This is a genomic window from Trueperella sp. LYQ143 (assembly GCF_046599595.1).
Lineage (GTDB): Bacteria > Actinomycetota > Actinomycetes > Actinomycetales > Actinomycetaceae > Trueperella.
Window position 1 is genome coordinate 52,375 of the sequence record NZ_JBKIWR010000009.1, and the last position, 12,260, is coordinate 64,634.

The 12,260-nt window shown below is 55.0% G+C and carries 9 protein-coding genes; 8 read left to right on the forward strand and 1 reads right to left on the reverse strand.

Going from position 1 to position 12,260, the window contains the following annotated elements; all coding sequences use genetic code 11:
• Window positions 1-9 precede the first annotated feature (9 nt).
• Window positions 10-351 (forward strand): DUF3017 domain-containing protein, encoded by a 342-nt coding sequence (locus tag ACLHIL_RS04475; protein WP_411296753.1) that lies wholly within the window; start codon window positions 10-12, stop codon window positions 349-351.
• A gap of 604 nt (window positions 352-955) precedes the next feature.
• On the opposite strand, the gene ACLHIL_RS04480 is transcribed toward ACLHIL_RS04475, so the two are convergent.
• Window positions 956-3,250: a 6-phosphofructokinase gene (locus ACLHIL_RS04480; RefSeq protein WP_411296754.1), complete on the reverse strand. Its 2,295-nt coding sequence runs from the start codon at window positions 3,248-3,250 to the stop codon at window positions 956-958.
• Window positions 3,251-3,328: 78 nt separating this feature from the next.
• On the opposite strand from ACLHIL_RS04480, the gene pgi reads away from it, so the two are divergent.
• From pgi to ACLHIL_RS04515, 7 genes are all read left to right on the forward strand, one after another.
• Window positions 3,329-4,984: a glucose-6-phosphate isomerase gene (gene pgi / locus ACLHIL_RS04485; protein ID WP_411296755.1), complete on the forward strand. Its 1,656-nt coding sequence runs from the start codon at window positions 3,329-3,331 to the stop codon at window positions 4,982-4,984.
• Between the two features lie 416 nt (window positions 4,985-5,400).
• The gene (locus tag ACLHIL_RS04490) at window positions 5,401-6,393 is read left to right on the forward strand and encodes a malate dehydrogenase (protein ID WP_411296756.1); all 993 of its coding nucleotides are present in this window, start codon (window positions 5,401-5,403) and stop codon (window positions 6,391-6,393) included.
• 408 nt (window positions 6,394-6,801) lie between these two features.
• On the forward strand, window positions 6,802-8,085 hold the full coding sequence (glyA, locus tag ACLHIL_RS04495) for a serine hydroxymethyltransferase (protein ID WP_411296757.1): 1,284 nt from the start codon (window positions 6,802-6,804) through the stop codon (window positions 8,083-8,085).
• On the forward strand, window positions 8,082-8,978 hold the full coding sequence (locus ACLHIL_RS04500; RefSeq protein ID WP_411296758.1) for a tetrahydrofolate dehydrogenase/cyclohydrolase catalytic domain-containing protein: 897 nt from the start codon (window positions 8,082-8,084) through the stop codon (window positions 8,976-8,978). Before glyA ends, ACLHIL_RS04500 begins: the two co-directional genes overlap by 4 nt.
• A 66-nt stretch (window positions 8,979-9,044) precedes the next feature.
• A complete protein-coding gene (locus tag ACLHIL_RS04505; protein WP_411296759.1) occupies window positions 9,045-9,869 on the forward strand; it encodes an exodeoxyribonuclease III in 825 nt (274 codons plus the stop codon).
• 23 nt (window positions 9,870-9,892) lie between these two features.
• The gene (locus ACLHIL_RS04510; protein ID WP_411296760.1) at window positions 9,893-11,164 is read left to right on the forward strand and encodes a YihY/virulence factor BrkB family protein; all 1,272 of its coding nucleotides are present in this window, start codon (window positions 9,893-9,895) and stop codon (window positions 11,162-11,164) included.
• Entirely contained in the window at window positions 11,164-12,231 is a 1,068-nt protein-coding gene (locus ACLHIL_RS04515) for a mannose-1-phosphate guanylyltransferase (protein WP_411296761.1), read from the forward strand. The genes ACLHIL_RS04510 and ACLHIL_RS04515 overlap by 1 nt, the downstream gene beginning before the upstream one ends.
• Window positions 12,232-12,260: the final 29 nt, after the last annotated feature.

Below are 12,260 nucleotides of genomic sequence, written 5' to 3' on the forward strand. Positions count from 1 at the left end.
TATGGGGAGATGAATACTGAACCACATTCCACAATGAGCCGACAGCGGGAGGCGATTGCGCGGTGGCGATCGCGCCGAGATGCGCGTGCCCGCAAGTTCCCGACGGTGTGGTATTACGCGGTGCTGCTCGGTTGGGTTGTGGTGCTCATTTTGATCGCTGTGCAGTGGGGTGCGGCAACGGCGAGCATTGCGTTAGCGATGACGATGGTTGTGCTGGCAGTACTGCGAATTATTTTGCCCGACGGGTATATCCCGCGGATTCGGCGGCGTTCCCTCGATGCGACGATGTACCTCGGTTTTGCGGTGATTTTGCTTATCTTGGCGCACTGGGGCAATACCCCGCATATCTAGCTGGTGCAAGGGCAGGGGAGTCCAGGCGGTGTGCTGCTGATATATACAGATCCGTGTATGGTCTTAATGTCCGCCACATTTGCGGTGGTTGAGCTGCCCTTAGCGATATGCCCTTGGAGTAGTGCGGCAGATACCCGCTGGATAAGAAGCGATTTATGTTAGCTAATGTTAGTGAGCTGGGGATGCAGCTAAGTTGAGTTTACTCAGGCTACGAAGCTGATCCTGCATGAATATGTGCTTACTTCTGTTAGAAAAGACGGATTAGCAGGGATACCTGTTGTGCTGATGTGTGCGGTCTATGGCTTGCCACTTTAGCTAAGGTTTTAGGCAGCCGTGGTAGGTGCAGCACGCCGCTAAAACTCGGGAGAGAAAATATGTAAAGGATCAGGGAAACGCGGCGAGTAGGGCGCAGTATCTACGGGGTGCATATGCCCTTGGAGTAGTGCGGCAGATACGCGCTGGATAAGAGGCGAGCCATGCTAAGCGGCGTGATGGCGATAGGCAAGGGCAGAGTGCAAATGTGGCGGGCCAAAGAAAATGGCGGGTGGGTGTCTAGGAAAAATTATAGACACCCACCCGCCGGCAACAGCCTATCCGCTGCGGTTTACTCCTCGGTGACGATACTCAACTGCTCCAGCTCGCCGTCAGCATTATGATCGGAGACGACATATACGACATTGAGCAAAGATAGCCACCACGGATCGTAGGGGAGGCGTTCTTCCATATCAATGAGCTCATTCATATGCGCCACTGGGCGCGCCTCCAGCGATCCGTCAATCATCCCTACGTGATACATGCCTGATTTCCCGCTGCTGAGCTGCTCGTCAAGGACCTGCATGGCCTTATTGACGTAACGCACTGCCAAGGTCCGATCAAAAGGAGAGGGATTGCCGCCCTGCTGGGCATGCCCGAGGACGGTGGCCCGAACATCAAATAGATCTCCGCCTTCCTCTTCAAAGATGGCACGCAAGAATTCCGTGTTGTAGTACTCTGATGCGTCCTCGTTGCGCACCACCAGGTAGAACTGGCGTCCAGATTGGAATGAACGGATCATCTTGGCCGTATCTTGTGCCAACTGCGCCAAATTAATCCCGTTTTCATACAGATAGACCTGTTCAGCTCCTGTGGTTAGCGCACTCATCAACGCTAAGAATCCACACTTGCGCCCCATTGTTTCCACGACGAAACAGCGCCGTGATGCGGAACCGGACTGTTTGATACGGTCAATCGTCTCCGTATTGAAATTCAAGGCCGTATCGGCGCCAATAGAGAACTCTGAGCCCGGTAAATTGTTATCCAAAGAAGCCGGAACGAGCACCATCGGGATCTTAAACGCCGGATAGCGGGAGCTTTCTGCAAGCATGTTATACACCATCTTGTAGGCTTTGAACCCGCCGATAACCAGGAGTGCATCCAGGCGGGCTTCTTCGATGGCGCGCCCGAGCGCGTAATACTGATCGAGCTCGGGAATGGTACGCCGAGTTCCTAGCTCCGCGCCTCCGTCCTCTACCCAGCCTTCAACATCCGACCACGCTAGCTCGCGAATCTTCCCATCCAGTAAACCAGGGAAACCGCCCTCAACGCCGACCATCGTGTAGCCGCGATCCATCCCCAATTTGACTGCTGCCCGCGCAGCCGGATTCATTCCTGGCGCTAGCCCGCCCGCGTGAACAATACCGACGCGCGGCGAATTCTCTTGCCGCTGTGGGGCTTCGGGCGAGGAGAGCGTTTCGAATAAATTAATCATGTCTCGGTAGCCAGATCCGCGAGAATCAATAGCGGCCTGCCAGTTTCCACTGGCGAGATACTCTTTGACGGCTCGGGTATTCTGCACCGCTTTCATCATGGGCAGACGAATGATCTTATTGTGGCGCGTGCCAATGATTGTCGGTTCGCTCTCATCGGTCGCGTGGACCATATCCCAAGCTGCGGTGTATCCCAATAGGGTAGGCATCCAGCGGTCGTATGCCGAGGGAGTACCACCGCGTTGGACGTGACCTAAGGACGTGATACGGGCATCTTCGCCAAGTCCCTGGCTGAGAACGTCTTTGACCTGCTGGGCAGTAATCGGATTGCCCTGGCGGTCCGTGGCTCCTTCGGCGACGACAATCAGCGAATCCCGTCGGCCGTTTTCGCGCCCACGCCGAAGTTTGTCACATAAGCCCTGCTCCCAGCCTTCTTCTGGGGGTAGCTCCGGGATAAACACATAATCACAGCCCCCGGCGATAGCACTCATCAACGCCAGATAGCCACAGCGTCGGCCCATCACTTCAATAATGAACGTGCGCTGATGGGAAGCTGCCGTTGCGGCAATGGCGTCAATGGCGTCGATAATGCGATGCAGTGCAGAATCTGCCCCGATCGTCATATCGGTTCCCACAAGGTCATTATCAATTGATCCAACCACGCCAGCGATATGGAGTTTGGCATGGGTATGAGCCACCTCGGCAGAGATTTCCCCTTCTGCAACCAGCTCTTCTAACAGTTCAGGCCACAATTCTCGCAGCTCGTCAGCACCGGAGAGCGTGCCATCGCCGCCAATAACGACAAGGCGGTCAATCCCGTGGGCAACAATATTTCGCACGGCTTTCTTAATCCCGGAACGCTGCCGGAATTCCTCAGAACGGGCCGTTCCAATTGCGGTTCCGCCGCGATTAATTGTGGAGGATACATCTGACCATTCCATCTTCTTGATGAGGTCGCCACCCTCTACCGGACCACGCCAGCCCTCAAAAAAGGCGTAAGGCTGAGCGCCTAGTTGCAAGGCGGTGCGAACAACAGCACGAACTGCAGCGTTCATGCCTTGTGCGTCGCCACCGGACGTTAAAACACCGATCTTAACCTGTGAGGATGCAGGTGATGACTGTTCGGTCACGATAACTCCCTTACTCGAACTCATTGCTTCCCATACTCTCATATTTGTGGGCGCCATAACGCGCTAGACTAGCTACGCTGTGAAGAAACACTGAGGAGTGTCATGTCTGCACCTGTTGATGCCACGCGCACCGCTGCGTGGGAGCGCTTAACAGCGCTGAGCAAGGAACTAACTGTCGATTTTCGGTCCTGGTTTACCGATCCGAACCGAGCTTCGGATTTTACCTTTAGTGCCGGAGATCTCTATGTTGATTTATCCAAATCCTATTTAACTGCCGACGTTAAAGCGGCATTGTTGGATCTGGCAGAGGAAGTTGGCTTGCCGGCTCGCCGGGAAGCGATGTTCTGTGGGCAGAAGATCAACGTCACTGAGCATAGATCGGTTTTACATACCGCATTGCGCCGAGCACCTGACGATGAGCTGGTTGTTGATGGGCGTAACGTCGTCGCTGACGTGCGTGAGGTCCTGGATCGGATGTATGCCTGTGCGGATCAGGTTCGTAGCGGGGCATGGCGCGGGGTGACTGGTAAACCCATTACCACGATCGTCAACATTGGTATTGGTGGTTCGGATTTAGGGCCGGTCATGGCCTATGAAGCCTTGCGTCCCTTTGTGCAAGATGGTCTGGAATGTCGATACGTATCGAATATCGACCCGACGGACATCGGCGAGAAACTACGCGGAGTTGATCCGCAGACGGTACTGTTCATCGTTGCTTCCAAGACTTTCACCACCTTGGAGACGTTGACGAATGCCCGTCAAGCTCGCACTTGGTTGTTTGATAGCCTCAAGGCGCAAGGGATCAGCACCGACGGGGCAGTGGCGAAGCACTTTGTTGCGGTGTCAACGAATCTGGGAAAGGTGGCAGAGTTCGGTATTGATCCGCAGAACGCTTTCGGCTTCTGGGATTGGGTCGGCGGGCGCTACTCCGTTGATTCAGCAGTGGGATTATCTTTAGCGATGGCGATCGGTCCGCAGGGTTTTGAGGAATTCCTTGCTGGTTTCCGGATGATGGATGAGCATTTCTTGGCAGCCGCACCGGAAGATAATGTGCCGCTACTCATGGGATTATTGAACGTTTTTTACGTCAACTTTATGGCTGCTCCCACTCATGCGGTTTTGCCATATTCGCAGTATCTGCACCGTTTCCCGGCATATTTGCAGCAGCTCACAATGGAGTCGAACGGTAAGCGAGTGCGTTGGGATGGCACTCCGGTAACATCCCAGACGGGTGAGGTATTCTGGGGAGAACCGGGAACGAATGGGCAGCACGCCTTCTACCAGCTTATTCATCAAGGAACGCAGCTTGTTCCGGCTGATTTCATTGCTTTCGCTCAGCCGCAGTATCCACTGTGTGACGGTCAATCCGATCAGCATGAGCTGTTCTTAGGGAACTTCTTTGCCCAGACGAAAGCCTTGGCGTTTGGAAAGACGGCAGCGGAAGTGCGCCGCGAGGGGACGCCAGAGGATCTAGTAAGTGCCCGCGTGTTCCCCGGAAATAAGCCAACTGCGTCGATTATGGCTCCAGCTTTGACGCCTTGTGTGCTCGGGCAGTTGATCGCGCTATATGAGCACATTACCTTCGTGCAAGGTGTGGTTTGGGGGATTGATTCCTTTGACCAGTGGGGAGTCGAACTCGGCAAACAGATGGCAAAAGAATTGACGGGTGCGATTGCTGGTGATCCGCAGGCGCTTGCCGAGCAGGACGCATCTACCAGAGGGCTGATTGATTATTATCGGGCGCATCGCGATAAGTAGTGGGGGATAACCTTGCGATAGCGAGGGTGCAGACCATTTATATAGCGGTGGTTGCCATGCATTTCGGGTGGCAACCACCGCTTATGTATGCGGTTAGTAGGCAATTATTATTCTTTTACTTCGCCGCTAGGGCGCCGATACACGTGTGCATGTGGGGTGCAGTAGCCAAACTATGGGGCTGAGGCAGGACGTGTTGTGCTACCGGATATGCGCTCGCGGATTAACGGTCGCAAGGTAATAATCGCAAAGTAATAGCCGCAATTGCACTGCGCGGCGGGTGAACATCGGACCAAGGGAACAGTTTTTCTGATCTGATCGCGTTAGACTAGATACGGTATCGGCGAATTCGCCGCTCATACTGACAGGTTTGACCACAGTCTGATCTGCCTGGGGAACCAACAAAGGAGTTTAGTTACATGGCAAAGTCTCCAGTAACAGTTACCGTTACCGGCGCAGCCGGAAATATCGGCTACGCCCTGCTCTTCCGCATTGCTTCGGGTGGATTGCTCGGCGCTGACGTTCCGGTTCGCTTGAACCTGCTTGAGATTCCGCAAGGTCTGAAAGCTGCCGAAGGCACCGCAATGGAGCTGAACGATTCAGCTTTCCCCTTGTTGGACTCGATCAATATCTTTGACGATGCCAATAAGGCATTCGACGGCGCTTCCGTAGGTCTGCTCGTTGGTGCGCGTCCACGTACTAAGGGGATGGAGCGCGCTGACTTGCTCGAAGCAAACGGCGGCATCTTCGGCCCGCAAGGCAAGGCCATCAACGATCACGCGGCAGACGATATTCGCGTCCTCGTCGTTGGTAATCCGGCAAATACGAATGCGGTTATTGCAATGCGCAACGCTCCGGATGTTCCGAAGGAGCGCTTCACTGCGATGATGCGTTTGGATCACAACCGAGCAATTTCTCAGCTCGCAGAAAAGACGGGCGCTAAGGTCACCGATATTAAGAAGATGACGGTTTGGGGTAACCATTCCGCCGATCAGCATCCAGATATCACCTGGGCGACGGTCAAGGGCACGCCGGCAACCGAGCTCGTTGATGAGGCGTGGGTCAATGAATACTTCGTTCCGACGGTTGCCAAGCGCGGTGCGGCAATTATCGAAGCTCGCGGAGCTTCGTCAGCGGCATCGGCTGCATCGGCCGCAATCGATCACGTCTTTGATTGGGTCAACGGCACGCCGGAAGGCGATTGGGTGACGCCGGGTGTTTACTCTGATGGTTCGCACTACGGTGTTCCAGAAGGTCTGATTTTCGGCTTCCCGGCAACCTCCGAGGGTGGCGAATGGAAGATCGTTGATGGTCTGGAGATCTCCGAGGCCAGCCGAATCGGTATCGAGCGCAACATTGCTGCAGCGCAAGAAGAACTTGAGGCAGTTCGTGCTTTGGGCTTAATCAAGTAGCGCTATGTAGCTGTTACGTGCAGGTAACAAGACTGTATGTAGAGCTGTTGGGGTCGGGACGCGCTTGCGTGCCGACCCCAACACTATGCCCAGCCTATCTGGGTAATAAGTGTTGAATGATACCCCTAGCTCATCAGCAGGAGAGCAGATACTGCCGATACGCGCTGCATACGGCAAAGGCATCGTCGGAAATTATCTAACGTCACTTAACGTCACTGAACCTATCTCGACAGTGCATAAAAAGATCGGCGCCGCATATTAAGCGCTGGATATTAATCAGCGGGAGCTTATTTTCCTTGCGATTGGGCGCGCTGAGCGCGGGCAGCACCTGCGAGAATCTCCGTCATCACGCTCGCTGAGATACACTAACTAAGGACCGCCATCTGCTCGTATGCGCAAGGAGTACCGATGAATTTTAATATGAAGTCAATTCGTGACGTTGATCCGCAGATCGCAGCAGTACTCCAAGACGAACTCAGCCGTCAGCGGGCAACCTTGGAAATGATTGCCTCGGAGAATTTCGTGCCGCGATCCGTATTGCAAGCCCAAGGATCAGTCCTGACGAATAAATACGCTGAAGGGTACCCTGGGCGGCGATATTACGGAGGATGCGAAGCCGTTGACGTGGCGGAATCGCTAGCCATTGAACGTGCCTGCCAGCTATTTGACGCCGAATACGCCAACGTTCAGCCGCACTCGGGAGCGCAAGCGAATGCGGCGGTTTACCATGCGTTAGTGCGCCCCGGAGATCTCATCATGGGCTTGGAGTTAGCGCACGGCGGGCATTTGACGCACGGCATGAAAGTGAATTTCTCTGGGCGTAACTATCAGGTTGTCTCCTATGGGGTGCGCGAATCTGATTTCCGAATTGATATTGACCAGGTTGCGCGGGTCGCTCGAGAATCGCGACCAAAGCTGTTGATCGCGGGCTGGTCTGCCTATCCGCGCCACTTGGATTTTGCGGCTTTTCGTGAGATCGCCGATGAGGTGGGAGCATACCTGTGGGTGGATATGGCGCATTTTGCGGGTCTGGTTGCCGCTGGTTTGCATCCGAATCCGGTGCCTTACGCTGACGTGGTAACTACCACGATTCACAAGACTCTGGGCGGGCCACGCTCCGGCATGATTCTGTCTCGCGATAAGGAACGCTTTGGAAAGCTGCTGGATTCGGCGGTTTTCCCTGGTCAACAGGGCGGACCACTGATGCACGTCATTGCGGCAAAAGCAGTCGCGTTGAAGATTGCCGCCAGCGAGGAATTCCGTGATCGGCAACGTCGAACGCTGGCTGGAGCGCGAATCTTGGCAGAGCGCCTTATGGCTCCCGATTGTCAAGCGCGCGGAATTAGCGTCGTGACCGGAGGAACAGATGTGCATCTGGTTCTTGTAGATCTGCGCGAGAGCGATATGACGGGGCGCGAAGCCGAGGAATTATTGGAACGAGTGGGGATTACTGTTAATCGCAATTCTGTGCCATTTGATCCACGGCCTGCTACCGTCAGCTCCGGTCTGCGCATTGGAACTCCTGCTTTGGCCACGCGCGGATTTACCGAGAAAGAATTTACTGAGGTTTCCGACGTCATTGCCGAAGCCTTATGCGCTGGAGCACGCGCTGATATTGCTGCTTTGCGGGCCAGAACTGCGGCATTAGCTGACGCTTTCCCGTTGTATGACGGCTTGGATCAATTAGCATGACCGCTCGAATCCTGGATGGGCGTCGGGAAGCCTACGTTGTTAAAGAGGAGCTGCGCGCACAAGTGCGCGGTTTACAGCAACTTGGCTGTCATCCAGGATTAGGAACGATTTTGGTTGGAGATGATCCTGCCTCGCATGTATATGTTCGTGGTAAGCATCGCGATTGCGCTGACGTAGGAATTGAGTCTTTGCGTATTGATCTGCCGGTGCAGGCCCGTGTTGCTGATATTTTGGCAGCGGTTCGCGATCTGAACAATGCCCCGGAATGTACCGGATTCATCGTCCAACTACCGCTTCCTGATCCCGGTCAAACCCGCCGTATCCTCGAAGCCATAGATCCGCACAAGGATGCAGACGGATTGCACCCGATGAATCTTGGGCGTCTGGCCTCAACAGCAGCCGGTGCATTACCGCCGATCCTGCCGTGTACTCCGCGGGCGATTGTGGAATTAGGCCGACGCGGGGGTGTGCAATTTGATCGCGCACACGTATGCGTCATCGGGCAAGGGCAAACCGTCGGGCGTCCACTGAGTCTATTGCTCACCCATGAGCAGGTGAACGCAACTGTTACGTCGTGTCATATTGGCACGTGGAATTTAGCTGAGCATACTCGGTCGGCAGATATTATCGTTGCGGCAGCGGGTGCGGCCCATCTGTTGCGAGCCGCTATGGTGCGAGCTGGGGCAGCAGTATTTGACGTCGGGGTTACTCGGATTGCGGCTGATTGTGCGGTCGGTACTCCTAGCCGAATTGTGGGGGACGTCCATCCTGAGGTTGCCGAGGTTGCCGGATATATCTCGCCAAATCCGGGAGGTGTAGGGCCGATGACGCGAGCTATGCTCCTCGCTAATGTTGTGGACCTCGCCCGCAATAATATTTCCGATCGCCGCTAGCCTATTAAGATCGAAATTTCTCTTTAGGCAACGTAGGCTATCGGGCAAAGGAACATCGGAGGTAATATGCGCGTTGCAACTGTAAACGTCAATGGAATCCGCGCTGCGGTACGCAAAGGTATGCATGAATGGGTAGCGCAGGCAACTCCCGATATTCTGCTATTGCAGGAGGTGCGTGCCCCAGAGGATATTTTGGCAGAGCTCACTGCGCCTGGCTACACAATGTACGCGCATCCTTCACAATTGAAAGGCCGTGCCGGCGTGGCAATCGCGGTGGCGCACGGCATTGAGGTGGGGGAGATTCGCTACGGGCTGCCCACAGGATTAGCGGTGGCTGACGCGGAACCGCCGGTGGATACGGGGCGTTGGATCGAGGCGGATATTCCGCAATTTGATACCACTTTCGTCAGTGCATATTTACATTCTGGGATTGCTGACCAGGAAGAAAAGATGGCTGCTAAATATGCGCATCTCGATCGCGTCACGCAGCGGTTACAAGAGCTGAGGGAATCCGCAACGGGGATGTCACATGTATTGGTAGGCGGTGATTTCAATATCGTGCATACCGAACGCGACATCAAGAATTGGAAATCCAATCACAATAAGACCGCTGGTGTGCTTGATGCGGAGATTGCTTACCTGACGAAATGGTTTGAGGAATTAGGATATGTTGACGCCCATCGCCGCCTTGTAGGCGACGCGCAAGGCCCATATACCTGGTGGTCACAGCGGGGTCAAGCCTTTGATAACGACGCGGGCTGGCGCATTGACTATCAGATGGTCTGCCCGCAGTTGGCCGCCGCCGCACAGACAGCGCGAGTAGATCGCGCGCCAGATTATGCTTCCCGCTGGTCAGATCATGCCCCGCTGGTTATGAGCTACACCCTCTGAGAAACGAAGTGAGACGCGAGAACATGGCTAAGACTGTTCATATCCGCAAGCCCTCCGATCCGCCCATCGCGGTGAAGAAAGCACAACGCTATTTGAACTGGATTATGCGCCTGCGTATTGTGCGGGCTTTCCAGCGATACGGCAATGCCCGCGGAGCGTTAATCTCCGGCGGTATCGCCTATTCGGCAATGTTCTCGATTGCGGGTGCATTGACCGTCGGCTTGACAGTGTTTTCCTATGTATTGGGGGGAAATACGGAACTGCGTGAGGGTCTGTTCTCCTCAATTGAATCATCCTTGCCAGGGGTGTTAAAGACTCATGCAAACCCTAACGGGTTATTGGACCCGGATTCCTTGATTGTTGATAGCCCGCTGACCTTGCCGAGTATCGTGGCATTACTGGTCTTGTTATGGTCGTCAATCTCATTGATGAGTGGAATGCGATCCTCGATCTTGGCGATGTTTGGGTTGAGCGCACCGCGCCGCTCCTTCGTCGTGGCAAAACTGATGGATCTATCCGGACTCATCGTGATGGGAGGCGGAGTAGTTCTTGCCACGGTGGTCGTTTCGGCGGCACGATTCTTCGCCGGGCCGATTCTGGCGTTTTTGGGGATCCCACGTGATGCCTCGACCTGGCTACTGACGCTGGTGTCCTATGTGGTTGCGGCGGCGATTGATTTCGGCGTTGTCGTCTTTTTGATACGGGTAATGTCGGGGGTGCGCCCACTGCGGCGCGATCTGGTTATCGGCGGTTTAGTTGGGGCAATTGGTTCGGGCGTCTTGCGCTATCTAGGAACGTCAGTGGCCTCGTCGGTATCAGATAATAAGTTGCTTGCCCCCTTTGCTGCTATCGCCACGTTGCTGCTGTGGGTTAACCTTTTGGCTCGCATTATTCTGCTATCTGCTGCGGTGACGGCGAATCCGCCGGCTCCGGGCAAGCCAACCCCGAGCCAGATAGAGCATTTGGAGGACCGACCGAACTACGTCACGGAATCGGATATTACGACGAAGATGTGGAATTTTGATCCGCGCACTGGAGTTATTGCGCCGGATCGTCCCGAACCGCGAGAAGATCCTATTCCGGATTGGTCAGGATGGCGTGAGCGTCGTGCCCGCAAGCGTATTGCTGCGGCAAAACAACGGGTGACGCAGGCTGAGGCGCAGTTAGCTATCGTCCGTGATGATTACCGTCGGGGCGCCTGGGATGCGTTCTACGCCGATACTCGCCATACCACCAATGCGCAGTTAGCGGGGATTCGTCGGGGAGATATTGTTATTGAGGAGGACGATAAGTAGTGCAATTCCACGCGATTATTCCAGCCGGTGGAGCCGGAACGCGGTTGTGGCCACTTTCGCGGCGCACCTGCCCGAAATTCCTAGCGGATCTGACGGGGTGTGGGCGCACGTTGTTACAACAGACGGTGGATCGCCTCCAGCCGATTGCCCAGACGATCACGGTAGTAACCGGAGAGGCACATGCGTCGGCGGTGCGGGAGCAAGTACCGGATGTTGAGGTGTTGGTTGAGCCCTCAGCTCGGGATTCCATGGCGGCCATTGGTTTGGCTGCTGCGGTTATTCGACAGCGTCACGGCGATGTTGTGGTGGGATCCTTTGCGGCTGACCACCTCATTAGCGATGTTGCGGCCTTTCACCGTGCGGTACGTGATGCCTGCGCGGCAGCCGATCAGGGATACGTCACAACGATTGGGATTACTCCGGATTCTCCAGCGACTGGCTTTGGGTATATTCGGGCTAGCGAGCCGATAGCCGGTCTAGCGCGGGTATTACGGGTGCAGGCCTTTGCGGAAAAGCCAGATGCTCAAACTGCGCGTGAATATCTTGCGAGCGGTAACTATCGGTGGAATGCTGGGATGTTTGTGGCGCGATCTCGCGTCTTATTGGACGCATTGGCGCGTTTTGAACCGCAGATGGCGGCGGATGTGGAAGCAATTGCAGTGCAGTATGATTCCGCGGAGCGTGAGGCGGTGATGGGGCAGTATTGGCCGAGGTTGAAAAGGATTGCCATTGACCACGCCATTGCTGAGCCCTTAGCAGCCGCTGGCGGGGTAGCCGTTGTCCCGGTTGAGATGGGATGGTCTGACGTCGGAGATTTTGCTTCGTTGCGCGATGTGATAATGCATGACGCGGCAGCGGCGCAACAGATGAGTGATTCCGTTATAGAGGTGGGCTGTAGCGGCACTTTGGCGTATAGCCAGGGTAAACCTGTGGTTGTGGTCGGGGTAGATGACGCTGTTGTTGTGGAAATGGATGACGTCATCATGGTGACGACTCGCCGAAATGCCCAAAACGTAAAGCAAGCACCCGAATTGTTATCGAATAGTGACCTGCAATTTTTATGTTAATTGCTCGTTACCTCGTAGATCTCGGTAAA